Raw genomic sequence first — 20,299 nt, forward strand, 5'->3', positions numbered from 1 at the left:
ACATAATATGTGTCTGTCCTGCATAAACATTGAAAATACAACATTCATGCAAGCGCATACTACAGAGACAGCCTGCTGGTGTTCATCCAGATGCCCATTTTTTCTGCGTCTTTAATCAGTTCATCCCGGAAGTCCGGATGGGCAATGTTAATCAGTGCTTCCGCGCGTTTCCAGGTGGATTTTCCCTTCAGTTCAGCAGCTCCGTATTCGGTAACGACGTAATGGACGGCGGCACGCGGTGTGGTGACGATGGAACCCAGCGGGAGCACCGGTTTGATCAGGCTTTCCACACTGCCGTCTTTCTTTTGTCTGGTGGAATGCAGGCAGATGAAGCTCTTTCCGCCGCGGGAGCCGTAGGCGCCCTGGACAAAATCCAGCTGGCCGCCGGTGCCGCTGATGTGCTGGAATCCGGCAGACTCTGCGTTCACCTGACCGAAGAGGTCCAGGTCGATGGCACCGTTGACGGAGATCATCTTATCGATGCTGCTGATGACGTGGACATCGTTGACATAGCTGACCGGCGCCGCGCAGCACTTCTGGTTGTGGTCCAGGAAATCATACAGCCGCTTCGTTCCACCGGCAAAGGCGTAGACGATCTTTCCCGGGATGGAGGAGTGGCTGCTGGTCAGTTTTCCGGCTTCGTACAGATCTACATATGCGTCGGTGAGCATTTCTGTGTGGGCGCCCAGATCGGTGCGGTCGGATTCACAGAGCATCTGGCCGATCATGTTCGGCAGGGCGCCGATGCCCAGCTGCAGGGTGCTGCCGCTTTCAATCAGATCCACGACCGTTTCCGCGATTTTCCGGTCCTTATCGTCAGCAGGGCGGGAGGTGATTTCCGGAATGTCCGGGTTATTTCCCTCTACAACCGCATCGACATCACAGAGATTCAGCTCCGTCTGCATGCCGTGTACGAACGGTATTTTACTGTTGGTCTCTACGATGACTTTTTTCGCGCCTTTCAGGTATCCGCGGATGTCTGTCAGGGCAGGGCCGATGTTGAAATTTCCCCATTTATCCATCGGCGTGGTCTGGATGATCAGCACATCTGCCGGTGCTTCTTCTGCCCAGTATTTCGGGCTTTCCCGGAAGAAAATCGGGGTGAACCAGCAGCGCCCGTTCTTGCTGTGTTTCCTGTCCAGTCCGCTGAAGTGGCCGCAGGTAAATTTTATCTGGTCATTATTTTCGGCTGCCTGATAAACTGCCGGCTCATGCATAGACAGCGTATTTACCAGTTCGATATTCTTCAGGTCTCCGTTTTTCAGGCGTTCTGCCAGAGCCTCGTCCACAGCGTAGGGAGCCGTGTAGCCAAAGCCGTAGCTTATGCGGTCTCCGTCATGCACGAGTTCCGCCGCCTGCTGCGGAGACATCTTCTTTTCCTCATATTTTGATGGAAGGTCTGCGAGTTTATACATAAATATACACTCCTTCATATATGTAGTTGATTGAATTTAGATTGTTGATTATTGATTGATGATTATTACTATTATACAGCATAATCGCAGTCATTAGAGCAGACTACAGGTTTTCTGTGCTGTATACTGTGAACTTCCAGTAAAGAATCCTCCTTTAATGTTGTTCCTTACAGGAACAACGGATAACAGCACTAGAGAGTGTGACGTGTAATATCGCTGGTTGAATCGTTTTCTTGCAGAAGCCAGTCTGCTGCATCGATGATGTTGATTCCTTCGTATTGATACGAAGGCTGGTGTGTTCTGGCTATGATCATACGAGGATATGCGTCCTTGATTTGCAGTAATGGGTCAACTTCACGTTTGAAAGTTTTTTCCTCAGATATATCATAGGCTGCTTGGATGTAAATTTTTTTCCCTTGATTAATAGCGACAAAGTCAATTTCTTTTTTGTATAAAACACCAACGTAAACTTCGTATCCGCGTCGCAGGAGTTGATAGTGATTCCATTGATAATGCCGTGAAGTTCGTTAATCTCTAGCGCAGACAAAATTCACACGGCAAGGGAAGTCCCCTGAAATGGCTGTGCCCGGGCCATATGCCGGGGCAGGCGGGAAAGTTGAACATGCACAGAGTATCAAAGATAAAGATGCTGAAGAATATAAAGCTAAATCAGAAAAACCACAAGGCTGCAGTCCGGAGAAGTGATGAAATCCGGTCTGCAGCCTTGAATGGTTATGTATGGTAATATGTTAGTCCGATTGCGGATTCAGTTAGCGCATGTCTTTCAGGAAAGCGACGTATGCGAGCAGAGCTTCATAAACATCGATCTTGCTGACGACTTCATTCGGTGCGTGCATGCCGAGAACGGCAACTCCGCTGTCGATGACATCCATGCCATAGTTGGCCATGATGTAAGCGATGGTTCCGCCGCCGCCGGCATCGACTTTGCCGAGCTCTGCGGTCTGGAAGTATACGTTGTTGTCATCAAATACTTTGCGGACTTTTTCGATGAACTCTGCGTTTGCATCGTTGGAGCCGTTCTTTCCTCTGACACCGGTGTACTTATTCAATACGATTCCCTTTCCCAGGTAAGCGCAGTTGTCTGTGTCCATTACGTCCGGGAAGAGAGGATCGAATCCTGCGCTGACATCGGAGGACAGCATGGTGGAGTTTCTCAGTGTGCGGCCGACTGCGGTCATGTGATTTACGCCGAGGGCTTCCAGAACTTCACCGACGGTCTCCTCAAAGAAGCGGGACTGCATTCCTGTAGCGCCCATGCTTCCGATCTCTTCCTTATCGACGAGCAGGCAGATGCAGGTACGCTCTATGGACTCTGGCAGCTCCAGCATTGCGCGGTAGGACGGGAATCCGCAGACGCGGTCGTCATGGCCGTAGCTTAAGATCATGCTGCGGTCCAGTCCCATGTCTCTTGCTTTTCCTGCCGGTACAACTTCGATTTCTGCAGAGAGGAAATCCTCTTCTTCGATTCCGTAAGTCTCCTTCAGGAGTTTCAGGAACATGTCCTTTACAGATGGCTTGTCGTCTTCTTTTTCACCCTTCAGCGGCTGGCTTCCAACCAGTACGTCCAGCTTTTCGCCTTCAACGACTTCTCCGGCTTTCTTTTCCATCTGCTTTGCAGCGAGGTGGATCAGCAGGTCCATAACGCCGAACACAGGCTCGTCGTCCTTCTCGCCGATGCTGATCTTTACAACGCTTCCGTCTTTCTTTGCGACAACGCCGTGCAGGGCGAGCGGACGGTTGACCCACTGATATTTCTTGATTCCGCCGTAGTAATGTGTATTCAGGAGGCAGAAACCGCCTTCCTCATAAACCGGGTTCTGCTTCAGGTCCAGACGCGGAGAGTCAATGTGTGCGCCCAGGATGTTGGCGCCGTTCTCCAGAGGGTCTGTTCCGATCTGGAACATCACCAGGCTCTTTCCTCTGTTGCTGCGGTAAACGCGGTCTCCGGCCTTGAGGCTTCCGCCGTTTCTAATGATCTCTTCCAGATCCTTGTATCCGGCCTTTTTAATCTCCCCGATGGCGTAGTCGTTGCACTCGCGCTCAGTTTTGCAGCAGCTCAGAAATGTTTTGTATTCTTCGCTGAATGCATTGATCTTCTTCAAATCATTTTCGTCATATTTTTCCCACGCATATTTACGCTCCATGACTGTGTTTCCTCCTTACCTTACTTCTTCTTTGTAACATATTAATTGCAGTATCGGCTGTGTCGGCCAGCGGACGCTGCGGTTAATCTTTGACTTATGTGTCTATTATAACGAATATATGTCTGGTATGTGTGAATGAAACTCTATATTACGCAATGAATTTTCTGTATAACAGCCCTCGTTTTCACGCGGCACTGCAGTGCCGTGTGCCTTTTCGGGACAGTGGTATTTCTTTTCCGTCTTTCCGAAAACAATATCTGTGCGGCGGGCGGAATGGATGACCGCTCCGCCGCTTCATATGCCTTGCAGGCACGGGGGGCAGTGTTATGTGAGGCGCGCATGTCTGTTTCCATGCGTACCGTTTTCAAGGCTATGCGGCATTGTCGCTGTTATCTTTTGCCGGAATCTGGTGATTCTTTACCTTCTTCTCATAGCGGCCGTACATCAGCAGCGCTGCAGCGGAGAAGATCAGAGGTCCTGCGAATGTCCAGACTGTGGTCATAAAGTCGCCCTCAATGGCCGGCTGGATGATTGCGAAGACATTGGCAAAAATCAGCATGGCGGATACCAGGAAGGCGAAGAACATGGTGGATCCGTGAGACTTGTACATGACAAATGGACGGTCCAGGTTCTGCAGTTTCTTGAATGCCGGGAAGGCAGCGGCGATGAAAATGTACGGAACGGTCATTCCTACATTTACCATGTCCGTCAGAATGACGAAGAACTTGGCCATGGCGTTTCCGCCGAAAGATACGCCGAAAATCATGATACATACGACGATGCACTGGATCTTCATCGCGTTGACCGGCATTCCGTCATAGTCTCTTGTAACTCCCATTTTGCCCGGCCAGAGCTCTGCCGGTGTTCCGTCGATAATCTGCTTCAGCGGGGAGTAGCTCAGTGTGAAGAACGCGCCCAGCAGAGAAAGCAGCATGATCAGTCCGTAAATTCTCGCGAAGTTGTGGCCCATAGCGGCAGCGGTTGATGCGGAGACGCCGATGGTCTCACCGAACATCTTTCCGAAGTTGCCCATGATGACATAGGAAACGTTGCCCAGATGAACGCCGTTAGTACCCATGACTTCCTTATAGTTGGTGAAGGATCCGACGAGCAGGATCAGAACGGAGTAGCCGACGACTACGACGACTGCCGCGATCATAACGCCCTTCGGGAAAGTCTTCTTCGGGTTTTCTGTCTTGTCAACCAGTCCTCCGACGGCTTCCAGTCCGCCGTATGCGAACAGGGCATAAACGATGAAGGACAGGATCATGATCGGATTGCCGGCGTAGGCCGCGTTCAGAGATGTTCCCAGAGAATGCATGCCCTCAAACGGCTGTGCGAAATGTCCGTGGTTGGCAATGATCATGAAGAATCCGCCGACAAGAACGACGATATTGATGACGATGACGGCAATTCCGCCTACATTGGTAACTTTCTGGATGTTATTCAGTCCCTTGCTGGCGACAGCGGTGATAAATATCATAAAGATAATTCCCAGAATTCCCAGAAGACGCGGGCCAGACAGCCAGTTCATGCCGAATAGCTTCCATGTAGCGGATGTGTCTTTTCCAAATAATGCGTTGGAAACCGGAACCCAGATGCCGGAGCAGATGTTTACCATCCAGAGTACGTAGGAGGTGTACCACATAAATGTTGCAACAAATGCGTACTTCGGACCTACGGATTTCTCCATCCAGGAGTAAATTCCTCCGGTTTCGTTCTTAAATGCGGAACCGTATTCGGCAACCATGAATGCATAAGGAACGAAGAATGTGATTCCCGCGAGGATGAACCACGGAATCGCGGCATATCCCATCAGATAAAACGATCTCGGGATGTTGTTGAAGCCGTAGACTGATGTAAAAATCATCAGAATCAAGGCTCCGAGTCCCAGTTTCTTTTCCTGTTTTTCCATATAAACCTCTCCTTTTTCAGTTTCCTTCATGAAAACTTCTATATGTTCGGTCAGTACGTAATTGCTGTCTGTTGTGAATATACGGATTATCCGACATATTAATTCATATATTCAGACTGAATCTGGTTCCGGCCGAGTTGGGTATTTTTACTCCACTCTATTTTCATGATCGTAAATGCATCTTCACTATTGTGAAAATTGCGATTGAATTGAGTGGGAACTTTCAGACAGATTGAAGCATAAGTGCTATGCTTCAATGATTATACAGTCCATACACGAGTATGTGCATAATCTTTTTTCTGACGGTCGACTGTGATTATACCAAATCTGGCAGCATTGTTGCTATGAAAATCAAAAGTTTTTTACATAATCAAAATCATTTAATGATATTTAATAAAGATTTGTTTTGAATAACAAAAATAATCATTGTATTATTATAAGTACAATATAACTTTCGTAAGATGAAGCAATGAAGCGGCGGGAGTCCTGCCGTGATATGGTAGAAGAATACCGCTGACAGCTGCTGTGCCTCCGAAAATATGCAGAAATAGTGCATAAACTTCTCGTGCAGCCGTGGAGCGTATCTATTTTTATGACATAAAAAACAGCAGCGGGAAATAAAAGCCCGCTGCTTTATGGTAATTTATTGGTTTACTGCGATAAACTGTGAATGCAATAAAGCGAAATTCAATTCACTTTAATTGTCAGAAAACGTACTTTATTACAGTTCATCGATATGATCTTCCGTGAAAATGATGTCCTTATTGACAGTCGTATAGAACAGCTGCTTCACTTCTTTATAGCTCTTCACGCCGAGCCCCATGATCCACATCAGTTTGGTAATCGCGGCTTCCAGAGTCATGTCGTAAGCCTCGATCAGGTTGAAATCATGCTTTACCTTTGCCCCCACCTTATAAACGGTCATATTGGAACCCTCATTGACAACCTGCGTTGCCATGACGACGATCTTTCCCTGATTCTGCACGTATTCATCCATGATTTTATAGAACATATCCCGCAGAGAGGCCGGAATTCCGCCGACTCCGAAGCTTTCGATCACGATGCAGTCGTAATGCTCGAACAGATATGGAAGAATATCCGGATTCATTCCCGGAATCAGTTTCAGCAGGAAAATGCTTTCACCAAGCTCATGATAAAATTTCACCGGTCTGCTCGACAGCTCTTCCGGCATATATCGGATTACGCGCCGGTCCTGGATGATCGCCGGGCAGGGGAAATTGATGCTCGTAAAGGCGTTATAACTCTTAGCCCGTTCCTTCTTTGCCCTCGTCCCGATAATGACCTTTCCGTCAAAAACAATGCTGACGCCGTGAGAACGGTAGTCCGCCGCATAGATGAAGCTGTCCAGTAAATTGGTCTTCGCATCCGTAATATCGTTGCTGATCGGTTTCTGCGCACCGGTAATGACGATCGGCTTCCTGGAATTCTGAATCAGATAGGAGAGAGCCGCCGCCGTATACGCCATCGTGTCCGTTCCGTGGCCGATGACAAACCCGTCGTAATCATCATAATTTTCCTCTACGGTCCTGGCCATGAGTTTCCAGTATTCCGGCGTGACATCCGTACTGTCGATCGAGCAGATCTGCTTGCAGTCAACGTCACAGACATCTGCAATCTGCGGAACATAGTCCAGAAGCTCTTCCGCCGTCAGCCCTGGTGTCAGTCCGTATTCCGTTTTCTTCGAGGCAATCGTGCCGCCCGTTCCAATCATCAGAATTCTTTTCATTTTGGTCCCTCTCATGTATTTCACACTCCATCTGCTGATTGCTCAGCACTCATCATCATATCATATTTTCTGCGGGGAAAAAGGCCAGACGCGCAAGAATACAAGGAGTTTGTTGAAATGCGTACGTATTTTGGGACATCTGTCAAACATGGGTAAATTTATGATGTTAAGCAGTACAAATTGAAAGCGGTAAATCCGGCTGTCATGTCTTCCTGCGCTTTCTCCGTGCTGACGAATTGTGTAAAAAATCCGGGATTGAAGGGGGGAGCCCTCCCCGGGAACCGGCGGCAGAAGTTCGAAGAGGCGGGCCTTCTAAAATCCCTGCTCTTTATAGAGATTATGAATAGGATTTATCTCTTCCGTCTTGCTATAATTGATAGTGGAATGTTACTAGACTTGGTCTATCAGAGGCGCAGGGCGGCCGCAGATGCCGTCCTGTTTCCTTGCGGATTATTTTTTGTCGGAAAAGAAGGAGGAAGACATGGATACATATTTCAACCCGGAAGACCTGGAGCAGTTTGGAAATCTCGGTGAGGATACGCCGGAACTCTGGAATAAATTTATGGAATATTATGGCGCGTCCATGGCGGACGGTGCGCTGACGGCCAAGGAGAAGGCGCTGATCGCCTATGGTGTTGCGCTGGCTCTGCAGTGCCCGTACTGCATCGATTCTTACACACAGGCTCTTCTGCAGATGGGTGTCAGCAGAGACGCGATTTTCGAGGCTTCTCATGTTACTGCGGCAATGCGTGCAGGCACAACGCTGGCGCACAGCCTGATCATGAAGAATATTGTAAACAAGCTTGAGTTTTAATCCGCGTCACAACGAAGAATTCAGGACAAGTTTTTGATGAATACATGCCGCGGGCCGGATTCCGGTTCTGCGGCTTTCCCGTATGAAGTAAACAGGAGAATAATGGCATGAAAAAAGACGGAAAAGAGTATTTAGATGAGATGAAGGACTTTCCTGCGTTTTCTGAGCAGGAAGCCTGTCAGAAATACTGCGAGACTCTGGATCACCTTGATATTATGCAGATCAATGTAGGAAAGAAATGCAATCTGCACTGTAAACACTGTCATGTTCAGGCAGGACCGGACCGCACGGAGCTGATGGATAAGGAAACGATGGACGCCTGCATTGCGGTCTTCAAGAATAATGGCTTCAAAACGATCGATATCACGGGCGGCGCTCCGGAGATGAATCCGAATACGCCGTATCTGATTGAAAAGGCGACAGAAGCAGGTGCACATGTCATCGTCCGCTCCAATCTGGTTATTCTGGAGGAGCCGGAGTACGCGGAGTATCTGGATATATATAAGAAGTACAGGGTTGAGCTGTTTGCTTCTCTTCCGTCTTATGCGAAGAGAGACGCAGACCGTCAGCGCGGTGCGGGGACCTTCGATGCCGTCATTGATATGATTAAGAAGCTGAACGCAGAAGGCTACGGCGTGGAAGATGGCCTTACACTGAACCTGGTTTACAACCCGGGCGGAGCTTTCCTTCCGCCGGACCAGGCTGCGCTGGGAGCAGAGTATGCGCAGAAGCTCGGAAGCGAGTTTGGAATTAAATTCAACGACCTGTTTGCCATCACGAATAATCCGATCGGACGTTTCGGCGATTTCCTGAAGAGAAGCGGAAATTATCCGGGATACATGAAACGCCTGATCAACGCCTTTAATCCTGCTGCAGCAGAAAACATGATGTGCCGCAATCAGATTTCTGTTGATGACGATGGCACCGTCTATGACTGCGACTTCAATCTGGCCCTTGGACTTCCGGCAAACGTTCCGGGAAATATCAGAGATCTGACCGATACGAAGCTGCAGAAGAGAAAAATCGTGTTTGCCAACCACTGCTACGCATGCACGGCAGGCGCCGGATCCAGCTGCGGCGGAACGACGACGGAGGAATAAAACGGTAACCAAGAAAACAAAATAATTTCTTATGATGACGGAGGCCGCTGCAGGATGAAAACGATTACCTGCACCGGCCTTTTATTGTCTGCCCGTTAGACGACAACAAGGTTCCCGGGCACCCACCCGATGCTTCTGATATGCTCCCCTTATGAGAGACAGTGAAAAAACAAAACACGGTTGTACTCATGAAGGGAGTATTCTATGAGTAGAAAAGGTAAAAAAATTTCCGAGGAAATCAAACTAAAATATGCCAGGCAAATTTCTGAAGGAAAAATGACTCGTAAAGGAGCAGCCAGAGAACTTGGTATTGATAGTCGCTCTGTCAGCGAATGGGTTCTCCGCTATCAGGAACAAGGAGAAATGGATTTCCTTGATACCGGCCATAACAGAGTTTATCCGCCGGAACTCAAACTCAAAGCAGTGACCAGCTATCTGAACGGTGAAGGCTCACAACGGGAAATTTCGGCACGATACGGTTTGAGAGCACGCACTCAACTACATAAATGGATAAAGATGTATAATAACGGCATAGACTTCACACGAAAGATGTCAGGAGGAAGCCGTATGACTACATCACGAAAGACAAGTAAAAATGAGCGCGTTAATATTGCCAAAGAATGTCTGGCAAATGGGAAGAATTATGGCGAAACAGCCATGAAATATGGCGTCAGTTACCAACAGGTGTATGCCTGGGTCAAACGATATACGGAACTTGGAGAAGCAGGTCTTGAGGATCGACGCGGCAGACGCAAAGCCGATCAGCAGCCGCGCAGTGAGATTGAAACGTTGAAGATCAAGCTGGCGCAGACGGAGCAGGAACTGTACATGACGAAGATGGAGCGTGATCTGTTAAAAAAAGTAAGGGAGCTGGAGAGAAAAGAACGCTTTCACAAGTAAGGCAGTCCCATCTCTACAGCTCCATAAAATACTGCACAAAAAAATACGGATATCCGGTTGAATCATGCTGCTCCATCCTTCATGTAGCAAGATCTGCTTACTACAAATGGCTCAGAGGTGACACGGGCAAACGGATCAGAGAAAATGAACGGATTGCAGGAATCATGGAAGATATCCATAACGATGATCCGTCCAAGGGCTACCGCCGAATCAGCGATGATCTTGACCGATATCATGGCATTCACATTAATGACAAGCGAGCACTGCGTATCTGCAGGGCAAAGGACATTAAATCTACGATCAAGTACTGTAATCATGGGTGTACACGACAAGCCAGTCACCCACAGTATATTGCAGATAATATCCTTAACCGCATGTTCACTGCTGATGCTCCGAATCAGAAGTGGCTGACGGATGTAACGGAGTTTAAATGGTATGAAGGCATCGTTGTGCACAAAGTGTATCTGAGTGCCATTCTGGATCTTTTTGACAGACGGATTGTGTCCTATGTAATCAGAGATAACAACAATAATTCGCTGGTATTCGACACTTTTGATAAGGCCATTTCTGAGAATCCAGGTGCACACCCATTATGCCACAGTGACCGTGGATTCCAGTACACGAACAGAGCATTCCATAAAAAACTTGAAGATGCCGGCATGACGCAGAGTATGTCCAGAGTTGCAAGGTGTATCGACAATGGTCCGATGGAAGGCTTCTGGGGAATTCTCAAGCGCGAACGATATTATGGCAGACGGTTCAAAAGCCGGGAAGAGCTGGTGACAATGATTGAAGACTACATCAGCTACTACAATAACCGAAGACTTCAGAGACGGCTCGGTGTTGTAACTCCGATGGAAAAACATCGGGCGTACCTGCGAGCCGCATAATGGAATTTTACAAAAAATGGAAAGAATGACCAGTAACCGGATGGCCACTGGTCAAAAATATTATGTTTTTTCACTGTCCTCTTGACGGGGAGCAGTTCATTCAGCGTCGTGGAAGGGTGGGGTTCTTATTTTATTAAAAACAATCGGCATATACATATACCACTTTATAGAAATGTGTTTTCGTTTTCCGAAATAGAGGGTATCCCTTGCTATGTGTCTTTTGTTACTGGACGCAGGCGGCTGCTGACAGAACTGTGATGTTTGTATGATAGCAATAAGGAGTTCGCTTGAATTTCTTAAGAAATCTAAAATAAATCTTAAGAAATCTAAAGAAAACCGTTGAATTCTGATTTTTCCAGCCGTATAATGGGGGCAGTTAAGAGAAGGAGGTGTAAATTTGACACACAGGTTGAAAGACGGCATTCCCGTTCTGCTCCTTATGACGGCTGTAATCGTCATTATGATCTTATTCAGTGCGGGAACTGCACATGCGGCAGCGAAGGGAAAAATCAGTGCTTACGGCGGGCTTCGTTTACGAAGCGGGGCAGGAACGAGTTACCGTATTCTGACCGTTATACCGAACGGCACGACAATTACATTGAAAAGCAAGACAGGAAACTGGTATAGAACTTCATATTCGGGTAAAGCCGGCTATGTCTCTGCAAGTTATGTGAAAAAGCTGTCCAGTTCATCAGCCACGGCCACGACATCATCGACAACATCCAAAACAGGATATGTCAGGGCGTCCGGCGGGCTTCGTTTACGAAGCGGGGCAGGAACGAGTTACCGTATTCTGACCGTTATACCGAACGGCACGACAATTACATTGAAAAGCAAGACAGGAAACTGGTATAGAACTTCATATTCGGGTAAAGCCGGCTATGTCTCTGCAAGTTATGTGAAAAAGCTGTCCAGTTCATCAGCCACGGCCACGACATCATCGACAACATCCAAAACAGGATATGTCAGGGCGTCCGGCGGCCTGAATCTGAGGAAGGGCGCGGGCACATCTTACGGTGTGATCTGCGTTATTCCGAACGGTTCTGCGGTTACCGTCAAGAGCAGCAGTGGAAGCTGGTATAAGGTCGTTTACAACGGCAAGACAGGGTACGTCAGCTCCAGCTACATTTCCTGGAGTAAATCGACCTCTACTCTGGTTAAACGATCCTCATCCCTGCCATCTGCCTCGACAGTAATCAGCAAGGCAGTAAGCTGGGCCATCGCAACGGCCAATGATAATAGCCACGGATACAGTCTTTTGGCGTCCAGACGCTGGGGAAATCCGGACTATGACTGTTCAACATTTGTTGCGAGCGCATATCGTGCAGCGGGCCTCAGCCTGACCTACGGAGGCTTATCCTCCGTCATGTACTGCGGTATCATGAAAACGATCTTTACTGCGGATGGATTTGAATGGATCCCATGGAGTAAGATCGGCGGTGTCAGCAATCTGAAGGCAGGCGATGTACTTCTGGACGCCAGTGCCCATACGGAACTGTATATCGGTTCCGGAAAGACGGCAGCGGCGCACTCCGACCGCGGTTATCCGCAGGCAGGAGACCAGACCGGAACAGAGGTCAGCGTAGCCGGTTACTATAACAACGTCGGCGGCGTAAGCTGGGACGGCGTACTGCGTTACGTCGGATAAACCGGCGGAAACAAAGCGATAATTGCATAGAAAAACAGGGATGGCAGATTCTGCTGTCCCTGTTCTTTTTAGTTCATTTATTTAAATGTTTTAAACTCGTAACCCTGCTTTTTCAGCTCCGGGAGCACCCTTTCCAGCGTTTTTATGGTCCTTGCCGGCGCGTGATCCGTGCCGCGTCCGTCATGCAGGCAGATCACCGCTTCATTACTGACCCTCGACAAAAGCCGATGCACCAGGGTATCCACGGTAACGCGGCCGCTCCAGTCTCCGATCATCACATTCCAGATGATCCGCTGGATGTGATGCTTTTTCAGTTCCCGGATCAGGGTCAGATTGTACAGTCCCCAGGGCGCCCGGTAATACTTTACATCCACCCCCAGACGCCTCATGATGTTCAGCGAGCGGGCGAGATCCTTTCTTGTTTCCCGCGGCCCCTGAAACATGGCGCATTTATGCGTGAGCGAGTGGCAGGCAATGCTGTGTCCTTCGTTTTTCATTCTCTGAATCAGCTCCGGGTTATTCTGCGCAAAATCTGCAACCGTAAAAAATGTCGCGTGAATCTGGTTTTCCGCCAGCAGATCCAGGAGTTTCCCCGTATAATTGGCGTCCGGGCCGTCGTCAAAGGTCAGATACAGGATTTTCTCCGGATGCTTTGAAAACTTGAAGCGCAGCGCGTTTGCGGCGCGCAGGGCAGCCGCCGGAATCCCCGCGTAAATCAGGTAAATGACGATCAGCACGACGACCGCAGGAAGGAGGTGGAATAGAATTTTTACCGTCATTCTTCCTACGCCTCCAGTCTTAAATCATCCAGAATAGAATCGATTTCTTTTCCGCGGTACTGCATGCGGATCTTGTGCATGTTTTTTCTTGCGTTTTCAATAAACGGAGTGGAGGAGATTTCTTCTACAAAATCCTGAATGCCTTTTGTATCATCACTTTTCACAATTCCGCCGATGTTCTCCTTCTCGATATATTCCGCGTTTTCCCGTTCATGCTGGAAAAACGGATCCAGCACAAAAATCGGTGTCTCGGAGTGAATAGCTTCAGACAGGGTCAGTCCGCCGGCCTTCGTCACAATCAGATCCGCGTTCTGCATGTACTGAGCAACTTTACTTGTAAAACCGACTGTCTGAATACGCGGGTACATCCGTTTCAGATGCCGGTAAAGTTCCTGATTGTGTCCGGTAATCACTGTAACCTGAAATTCCGGACGGCTTTCCAGTTCCTGCAGAAGCCTGTCAATTCCCGGGAGAATTCCCAGGCCGCCTCCCATGACCAGAATTTTTTTCTTCCATGGAGCCGGGGCCTCATGATGAATCTTTTCAAAACATGGATTCACCGGAATTCCTCCGACGTAAATGGATCTCGGGCTGACTCCTGCCTTTTTCAGTGTGTTCGCAGTATATTCACTTCCCACCAGATAAGCATCGGTGTAATCGGCGATCCACTCCGGATATGCCCCGATGTCCGTAATGCAGGTGATAAAGGGAATGCTCTTGTGGAAATACTTCTTATATGAGCTGACATACTTCGACGTCATCAGCCAGGTAGAAATAATCAGGTCCGGGTTATACTGTGCGATCAGCTGATAAATCGGCAGACCGTGGCGGACCTGTGTCCTCCATGGAAACCTGCAGGTTAATGTATCAACTTTCGCGAGTGTGTTATAGATCTGCGGACGGGAGTTTACCAGGTAGTTGAATCCCGTGTAAATCAACGGATATGCATGCGGATATATATACGGCATCAGGTCCACGACAGCCACTTCCGCCTGCGGATGCTGCTGCAGAATCTGCATCCGGACAGCATTTGCCGCAGATATATGCCCGTTTCCAAATTTAGCCGTCAGTATGAGAATTTTCATGTCTGTTTCCCCTTTCTCCAGGGAACTATGATAGAGGAGAAACCTTAACATATCCTTAAACAGGGATTAAATCGGCTTAAAACCTGCGTAAAGATTGCGTGTGGAATGTGTCGGAGCGGTGATGAGGAGAGAATGAGGGTGTAAAGTATTAGTGGGGTTTTAGAAACTGAAAAAGGGATCTCCAAGTGCTAAGATAATAGTGAAACAATTACATCTATGCACTCGAAAGGAGATCCCTATGGCATCTATTATACATGAAATCGCAACGGAATTCCTGGAAAATATTCTGGAAACATTAAAACCTCACGAAGGAATGAAATGGGAAGAGACCAGCGCGAAGCTCATGAGATACTGCAAGGAAACGACCGCCAGGTTCATCCGTGCAGCTGCGGAGGGGCTCGATCAGGAACTGAGAAATGACAAAGCCGGCAGAAAACAGCTCGGATTCACGATCAAAGCCAGAGACAGGAAGCGGACGATCTACACAGAATTCGGCGCGATCGGAATCGATCGGAGCTATTACTATGACAAGAACAGCGGGAAGCATCGATTCCTTCTGGATGAGATCCTCGGCCTACCAAAGTATGAACGCGTCGACCGGGTTATAGGGAAGTGGCTGGCCGAGCATGCAGCCTACGTATCCTATGCGAAGAGTTCTGATATCGTGACGGGAGGCGAACTGAGCAGACAGACAGTGAGGAACTGCATCATGAAAGTGAATGTTCCAGAGGCCGCAGTGCCGAAGGCGAAACGAAAGGTCAGTGTGCTCCATGTTTTTGCTGATGAGGACCACGTGCATATGCAGAAAGCAGGCAAGAAGCCGGGAAAGCGGAGCAGGATTGTTCCGCTGGTGACCGTAACAGAAGGAATACGACCGATCGGTACCCATCGGAATGCGACTGTAGAGCCTGTGAGCTTTGTCGATGAGAATTTCAATACCAGACGTTTGTGGAAGACCGTAGAAGGGTTCATCGAAAAGAAATATGACATGGATGTGCTGGAGAAGATCGTGCTTCACGGAGACGGCGGAAACTGGATCAGGAACGGACTGGACGATTTTGGCAATGTTGTTCACGTTATGGATGGGTTTCATTTCCAGAAGGCCCTGCGGTCACTGGCAGGCAGTTTTCCAAAGAGAAGAGTGAAAACGGTGATCATGGACGCCGTGCAAAAAAATGATCGAAGCAGAGCCGATCGATGCATACAGGAACTGCTGGATGACGCGAAGGAAGACAAGAGGCTGACAGAAAAAGTCAACCGATTCGGCGTCTATCTGAACGGAAACTGGAAGCCAATCGTGAACCGGTTCAAGAAAGATATGCCGGGAAGCTGCACAGAAGGACTGGTCAGTCATATTCTGTCGAAACGGTTTAGCCGTGAGCCGCAGGGATGGAGCGATGAAGGGCTTGGGAGGCTGAGCGATATCAGAGTGTACCTGATCAATGGCGGCGAACTGAAAGCAGAGGATTTGCATAAGGAGAAAGCTGAGAACGTTCTTCGGGAGAAATACGCTGAATATGCGGATCATGTCATTCAACAGGCGAAAGAGGAATTGCATGACTGGAGTATTTTTGAAGGAGAGCCTTTTGTCATGGATGGAGCTTCCGGAACCCAGATGCTGATCAAGAGCTGTGGAGTGGCAAGAGACCTGCTAAGCTGATTGAGCGTGAGCCTGTAACGCAGCCTATGCATGGACTTCTGAGCGCCTCGCTGCCAGACGATCGACGGCCCGGAGAGGGCCGGCGGAGTCGGAAGCGTGAGCATGCGCGAAGGGAGCCGGGAGGCGTTCCAGGCATAGGCTGCGTACAGCTCGCAGAAAAAGCTTGGAGATCTGTCAACAAAAACTCCCACTACCTCTTGACACCATCGGAGAGAATAATAAACTTGAATCTCTACACGTGAAGTGTTACCATGGACGCAATTTGTTAGAACTGTTTAATCGGGGGGAGATGAATAACCAAAATGAATTCATTAATCGATGTTGATCTGAATAACCGGAGCCGCGTCTGGTGGGTAAGTTTGTTTCTTTTTTTTACGATGTTCCTGATAGGGATGTTTCAGGAACTATACGACATGTTTCTGACTTTCCCGAAACATACGAGTAACCTGGCAGCCAGATATTATATGATGCTGGTGTGTTTTGCTCTTCTGCTGACATATTTCATACCGTTTGTGCTGTTCATACGTTATACCTGCAGAAGGCTTGATATTTCCGGACATCTGCCGCTGCTGGCCTTTTTCTCCGGATGGTTTATTCCGGGCTGGCTTGCCGGCAGCCTTAATGATCGTGCAGATCGATTGCTGAAGCTGATGATTTCGCCGCATTTCGATAAGGTTTGGGGTGATGCTGCAGAAGCGCCGATTGTTGAGGAAACGCTGAAGGTCCTGGTTGTGGTCTGGCTTCTCTATATCTTAGGGCGGTATCTGAAAAAGGATTTCCTGGTCGCTGGAATGGCCGTGGGGATGGGCTTTCAGATCGGTGAAGACTTTTCCTACATCGAGGACCGGATCACCGGAAGCTTTCTCCAGTATTCTACGGCAATTGGATATACGATCGATGACCGCATTTCATGGAGCCTTCCGTCTCACTGGATGTACACCGCCCTGGTGGCAGTCGGTGTATATTACATTTTCTTTGGGCGAAAAAAGGAGCAAAGTGCGCATGCAGTTCGAAATGGCATCTTACTGATCCTTCTCGCACTGCTAGAACATGCCTACTGCGACTCGCCGTTTCCGAACATGTTGTTACCAGATGCTGCAACGGACGCAGTTATGCTGCTGGCGTTCTATGTGATATACGTAAAAGCCGTGCAGGAGCAGAAGAAATTGAAATTAATCACAATCAGGGAAAGGAAGGTCAGGAAGAACGGTGAACGGGTGGAGTAAGAATCCCAGGTGAGCGTATTGTCCATGAGATGTATCAATAATGAACCGTCTTCCGTCCTCAAAATCGTTGAATTCGCGGAAATGAGAACACAAAAGGAGTTCGGTTTTTTCTATTCTGAAATCAGCTGTTTTCAGGAATTTGGAAACAGAAAAGTTGAAAGTGCGGTTGAGATTAGGTGCAGACAACCGTGGCAGATGATACAATAGTTTTATTAAGAAGTACGCAGAATTGAGGTGGAGTGATGAAATATTGTATAGAATGCGGAAGTCCGCTGGAACTCCGGACGATTCCGGATGAAGGGCCGGTTCCTTACTGCCCGATGTGCAGAGCTTTCCGCTTTCCGAATTTTAATGTTAACTGCAGCATGATTGTCATGAATCCGGAGCGTGACCGGATTGCGCTGATTAAGCAGTACGGCGGGGAGGAGTATATTCTGGCTGCCGGATATGTGCGCAAGGGTGAAGATGCGGAAGACACGGCAGCGCGGGAAGTGTATGAAGAACTCGGGGTTCGGGTGATGGAAATGAAATTCAATCGGACGCACTATTTTCCGCCGTCAAATACGTTGATGGTAAATTTTACGGTTACGGTGGAGAGTGAGGATCTGCATCCGAATGAAGAGGTGGATTCTTATCAGTGGTTCAGCCTTGAAGAGGCCCGTGCGAACATCAAGAAGGGCGGTCTGGCGCAGATTTTCTTGAACGGATATCTGGACGGACTGAAGGAAACCGAGTACCGTTTCCCGGACGCGGAAGAGATGAAACTGGTGTAAACTCCGATCGACTGCAGGACGGCCTGTTTGTAAAGGGGTCATCTCCCGGGCAGATTTCTGTATGTTTATCGTTATTATCGTTGTTATAAAACCCGCCGCGTCTGGAGCGCGGCGGGTTTTGCCTGCAGAGATGATTCTGCAGGCGGATTTATAAGGATATCCGTTCAGCGATGAAAGCTATTCTTCGTTTTCCGTCTGGTATTTTTTCATTTCCTTCAGCTCTTCATGAATCGGCCGGAAGTCGATCATGCAGTCTCCTCCGGAAATAGCAACTGGAATCTGATCATCAAAAGTATAGTAATCCGGGAAATTTTCGCTGGAAAAATCAAACACGGTTACCATTTCTTTTTCTGGATCAGCCATCCAGTATTCCCGGACACCGGCGTTCATGTACTTATCCAGTTTTTTGATCATGTCTTTCCGGCGGGTGGAAGGGGAAAGTACTTCCAGCACAAAATCCGGAGCGCCGTAAATTCTCTTGATCGTATTCTTTTTCTGGTCGCAGAGAATGATGACATCCGGCTGCACCATGGTCCGGTCATCCTGATCCAGCTGCACGTCCAGTGGGGAAATTCCAGGTGTACAGTTTTTATGTTCATGGCTGTCCATAAAGTTAATCAATTGAACGTATACGCGGCCGGCAATAATCTGATGCAGGAAGGTTGGCGCGGACATATCATAAAATACGCCGTCGATCAGTTCCACCCGGACATCGTCAGGCAGAGCTTCATAGTCGGAAACCGTGTAACTTCCCTGGCAGGGCCAGCGGGGACTGGCTCCTTGTCTTTCATAAGCGATGGATTTTTCACATACATCCGAAGAAGAACCGGGACGGTCCTTTTCGCCAGACATACTGTAAGGCCGGTCTGCAGCGGAAGGGATGCTGGCTGGGCGGTCTTCTGTTTTCAGGCCCTTTTCAATGGCAGCGGTCAGCTTATCCAGGGTGCTGCGTCTCGGATATTTTGTGGCGCCTCCGAGGGCTTTCTGCACGGTACCCAGCGGGACATCTGCGCGGTCAGCGAGCTCCTGATTCGTCCATCCGAGAAGCTGTTTCTGTTTTCTGATCTCTTCGATATTCATAGCGGGTCTCCTTTCTGTGCGGACTGGTTTATGCTGCGGATCATCCTCTGTCGCCGTTATAGTTGGGCTCTTGGACAGGTGGCTTTTGTCAACTCTATTGTAACCGATGTAAATCCAAAAAGCAGCCGTTAAAACCGAAATAAGATATAAATAAAACCGTTATGATTTGGCCAGGATGTCAGGAATGTTAAAGTGGGGGAGAAATATTCTTGAAATCCCACAGTTTTTCTGCGAAAATTGATTGTAATCAAGTTTTCTCTTCCTGACCTGGCATATAATGATCTCAGAAATCAGGAAAACAACTGAAACGACAGAGATATAGATGTTGGAGGAGAGAAAGATGAGTGTAAAAATCAATGGAACAATGACACTGGCCGATGTTGTAAAGGAATATCCGCAGACGATTCCGTATCTGAACGAGCTGCATCTCGATTACTGCTGCGACGGTCACAGCCCGATCAGCACGACGGTAAGGGAGAACAATCTGGACGAGGCAGAGCTGCTGGGAAAGCTGAATGAGCTGGCAGAGAAGGCGCCGCAGAACAAGAATTCCGCCGAGGATATCGAGCGCTTTGAGAAGCTCAGTGTTAATGAGATGCTGGACGATCTGGAGGAGACGCACCATGTCACGGACCGCCGTCTGATGAAGGACGCGGAGGACAGCCTGAATAAGATTCTGATTGCGCACTATCCGCATCACGGTGAGATGCTGACCGAGCTGCACCATAAGTTTGCGCTGCTGAAGGCGGATCTGGAGGAGCATTTCGCGAAAGAGGAGCGTTACACCTTCCCGATTATGCGTGCCAATCCGGAGCCGGATGCGGAGCAGGTACAGCTGGTAAAGGATCTCGAGGACGAGCACACGGCAGCGGGCGATGTGATCAAGGAGATTCAGGAGCTCACGGAGAACTTCACCCTGCCGGCTGACGCATGCCCGACCTTCGCACATACCTATGCCGTTCTGCAGGATCTGTTTAACGACATTTTCATCCATATCTTCAAGGAAAACTCCGTCACTTTCCCGGAGTACTATGAGAAAGCGTCCAATGCAGGAGCGTGCAGCGTCAGATAGATCGGCAGGAATTTCTGCGGTCAGCGCCGG

15 protein-coding genes and 1 pseudogene are annotated in these 20,299 nt (G+C 48.6%); 9 read left to right on the forward strand and 7 right to left on the reverse strand.

Features of this window, described 5'->3' with window-relative positions; translation table 11 throughout:
* Window positions 1-59: 59 nt before the first annotated feature.
* The 4 genes from ACI77B_RS03130 to ACI77B_RS03145 form a co-directional block, all read right to left on the reverse strand.
* Window positions 60-1,415, reverse strand: coding sequence for an acetyl-CoA hydrolase/transferase family protein (locus tag ACI77B_RS03130; RefSeq protein ID WP_409337329.1), 1,356 nt, complete (start codon window positions 1,413-1,415; stop codon window positions 60-62).
* Between the two features lie 770 nt (window positions 1,416-2,185).
* Window positions 2,186-3,580, reverse strand: a complete 1,395-nt coding sequence (locus ACI77B_RS03135; protein ID WP_409337330.1) for an aminopeptidase — start codon at window positions 3,578-3,580, stop codon at window positions 2,186-2,188.
* 370 nt (window positions 3,581-3,950) lie between these two features.
* A complete protein-coding gene (gene yjeM / locus ACI77B_RS03140; protein WP_409337331.1) occupies window positions 3,951-5,495 on the reverse strand; it encodes a glutamate/gamma-aminobutyrate family transporter YjeM in 1,545 nt (514 codons plus the stop codon).
* Window positions 5,496-6,216: 721 nt separating this feature from the next.
* Window positions 6,217-7,242 (reverse strand): asparaginase, encoded by a 1,026-nt coding sequence (locus tag ACI77B_RS03145; RefSeq protein ID WP_409337332.1) that lies wholly within the window; start codon window positions 7,240-7,242, stop codon window positions 6,217-6,219.
* 481 nt (window positions 7,243-7,723) lie between these two features.
* Between ACI77B_RS03145 and ACI77B_RS03150 the strand changes: the two genes are divergently transcribed.
* From ACI77B_RS03150 to ACI77B_RS03170, 5 genes and pseudogenes are all read left to right on the forward strand, one after another.
* Window positions 7,724-8,056, forward strand: coding sequence for an arsenosugar biosynthesis-associated peroxidase-like protein (locus ACI77B_RS03150; RefSeq protein ID WP_409337333.1), 333 nt, complete (start codon window positions 7,724-7,726; stop codon window positions 8,054-8,056).
* Between the two features lie 107 nt (window positions 8,057-8,163).
* Entirely contained in the window at window positions 8,164-9,156 is a 993-nt protein-coding gene (gene arsS / locus ACI77B_RS03155) for an arsenosugar biosynthesis radical SAM (seleno)protein ArsS (RefSeq protein WP_409337334.1), read from the forward strand.
* A gap of 204 nt (window positions 9,157-9,360) precedes the next feature.
* Window positions 9,361-10,056: a helix-turn-helix domain-containing protein gene (locus ACI77B_RS03160; RefSeq protein WP_409337335.1), complete on the forward strand. Its 696-nt coding sequence runs from the start codon at window positions 9,361-9,363 to the stop codon at window positions 10,054-10,056.
* Between the two features lie 17 nt (window positions 10,057-10,073).
* A pseudogene (locus tag ACI77B_RS03165) lies at window positions 10,074-10,946 on the forward strand (IS3 family transposase); the annotation flags it as partial.
* Between the two features lie 397 nt (window positions 10,947-11,343).
* Window positions 11,344-12,594 carry an SH3 domain-containing protein gene (locus ACI77B_RS03170; protein ID WP_409337336.1) on the forward strand — a complete coding sequence of 417 codons (1,251 nt, stop codon included), beginning with the start codon at window positions 11,344-11,346 and terminating at the stop codon, window positions 12,592-12,594.
* Window positions 12,595-12,671: 77 nt separating this feature from the next.
* Here the strand turns inward: ACI77B_RS03170 and ACI77B_RS03175 are convergent, their stop codons facing one another.
* Together ACI77B_RS03175 and ACI77B_RS03180 are read right to left on the reverse strand one after the other, a co-directional pair.
* A complete protein-coding gene (locus ACI77B_RS03175) occupies window positions 12,672-13,373 on the reverse strand; it encodes a polysaccharide deacetylase family protein (RefSeq protein WP_409337337.1) in 702 nt (233 codons plus the stop codon).
* Between the two features lie 5 nt (window positions 13,374-13,378).
* Complete coding sequence (locus ACI77B_RS03180) at window positions 13,379-14,458, reverse strand: MGDG synthase family glycosyltransferase (RefSeq protein WP_409337338.1); 1,080 nt, start codon at window positions 14,456-14,458, stop codon at window positions 13,379-13,381.
* A 238-nt stretch (window positions 14,459-14,696) separates the two neighbouring features.
* Between ACI77B_RS03180 and ACI77B_RS03185 the strand changes: the two genes are divergently transcribed.
* The 3 genes from ACI77B_RS03185 to ACI77B_RS03195 all read left to right on the forward strand — a co-directional run bounded on the left by ACI77B_RS03185 (window position 14,697) and on the right by ACI77B_RS03195 (window position 18,117).
* Complete coding sequence (locus ACI77B_RS03185; protein WP_409336044.1) at window positions 14,697-16,118, forward strand: ISLre2 family transposase; 1,422 nt, start codon at window positions 14,697-14,699, stop codon at window positions 16,116-16,118.
* A gap of 413 nt (window positions 16,119-16,531) precedes the next feature.
* Window positions 16,532-17,344 carry a PrsW family glutamic-type intramembrane protease gene (locus ACI77B_RS03190; RefSeq protein ID WP_409337339.1) on the forward strand — a complete coding sequence of 271 codons (813 nt, stop codon included), beginning with the start codon at window positions 16,532-16,534 and terminating at the stop codon, window positions 17,342-17,344.
* A 242-nt stretch (window positions 17,345-17,586) separates the two neighbouring features.
* Window positions 17,587-18,117, forward strand: a complete 531-nt coding sequence (locus ACI77B_RS03195; protein WP_409337340.1) for an NUDIX domain-containing protein — start codon at window positions 17,587-17,589, stop codon at window positions 18,115-18,117.
* A gap of 177 nt (window positions 18,118-18,294) precedes the next feature.
* Here the strand turns inward: ACI77B_RS03195 and ACI77B_RS03200 are convergent, their stop codons facing one another.
* Complete coding sequence (locus tag ACI77B_RS03200; RefSeq protein WP_409337341.1) at window positions 18,295-19,197, reverse strand: Uma2 family endonuclease; 903 nt, start codon at window positions 19,195-19,197, stop codon at window positions 18,295-18,297.
* A 340-nt stretch (window positions 19,198-19,537) separates the two neighbouring features.
* Between ACI77B_RS03200 and ACI77B_RS03205 the strand changes: the two genes are divergently transcribed.
* Entirely contained in the window at window positions 19,538-20,269 is a 732-nt protein-coding gene (locus ACI77B_RS03205) for a DUF542 domain-containing protein (RefSeq protein WP_409337342.1), read from the forward strand.
* The last annotated feature ends 30 nt before the right edge of the window (window positions 20,270-20,299 follow it).

The sequence above is a fragment of the Eubacterium sp. F2 genome (assembly GCF_046244355.1).
In the GTDB taxonomy this organism is placed as follows: domain Bacteria; phylum Bacillota; class Clostridia; order Peptostreptococcales; family Anaerovoracaceae; genus Aminicella.

Bases quoted from the DNA above. Each gene is read 5' to 3' on its own strand.
- ACI77B_RS03130 (WP_409337329.1), bottom strand. From the start codon at position 1,415: ATGTATAAACTCGCAGACCTTCCATCAAAATATGAGGAAAAGAAGATG.
- ACI77B_RS03135 (WP_409337330.1), bottom strand. From the start codon at position 3,580: ATGGAGCGTAAATATGCGTGGGAAAAATATGACGAAAATGATTTGAAG.
- yjeM (WP_409337331.1), bottom strand. From the start codon at position 5,495: ATGGAAAAACAGGAAAAGAAACTGGGACTCGGAGCCTTGATTCTGATG.
- ACI77B_RS03145 (WP_409337332.1), bottom strand. From the start codon at position 7,242: ATGAAAAGAATTCTGATGATTGGAACGGGCGGCACGATTGCCTCGAAG.
- ACI77B_RS03150 (WP_409337333.1), top strand. From the start codon at position 7,724: ATGGATACATATTTCAACCCGGAAGACCTGGAGCAGTTTGGAAATCTC.
- arsS (WP_409337334.1), top strand. From the start codon at position 8,164: ATGAAAAAAGACGGAAAAGAGTATTTAGATGAGATGAAGGACTTTCCT.
- ACI77B_RS03160 (WP_409337335.1), top strand. From the start codon at position 9,361: ATGAGTAGAAAAGGTAAAAAAATTTCCGAGGAAATCAAACTAAAATAT.
- ACI77B_RS03175 (WP_409337337.1), bottom strand. From the start codon at position 13,373: ATGACGGTAAAAATTCTATTCCACCTCCTTCCTGCGGTCGTCGTGCTG.
- ACI77B_RS03180 (WP_409337338.1), bottom strand. From the start codon at position 14,458: ATGAAAATTCTCATACTGACGGCTAAATTTGGAAACGGGCATATATCT.
- ACI77B_RS03185 (WP_409336044.1), top strand. From the start codon at position 14,697: ATGGCATCTATTATACATGAAATCGCAACGGAATTCCTGGAAAATATT.
- ACI77B_RS03190 (WP_409337339.1), top strand. From the start codon at position 16,532: ATGTTTCTGACTTTCCCGAAACATACGAGTAACCTGGCAGCCAGATAT.
- ACI77B_RS03195 (WP_409337340.1), top strand. From the start codon at position 17,587: ATGAAATATTGTATAGAATGCGGAAGTCCGCTGGAACTCCGGACGATT.
- ACI77B_RS03200 (WP_409337341.1), bottom strand. From the start codon at position 19,197: ATGAATATCGAAGAGATCAGAAAACAGAAACAGCTTCTCGGATGGACG.
- ACI77B_RS03205 (WP_409337342.1), top strand. From the start codon at position 19,538: ATGAGTGTAAAAATCAATGGAACAATGACACTGGCCGATGTTGTAAAG.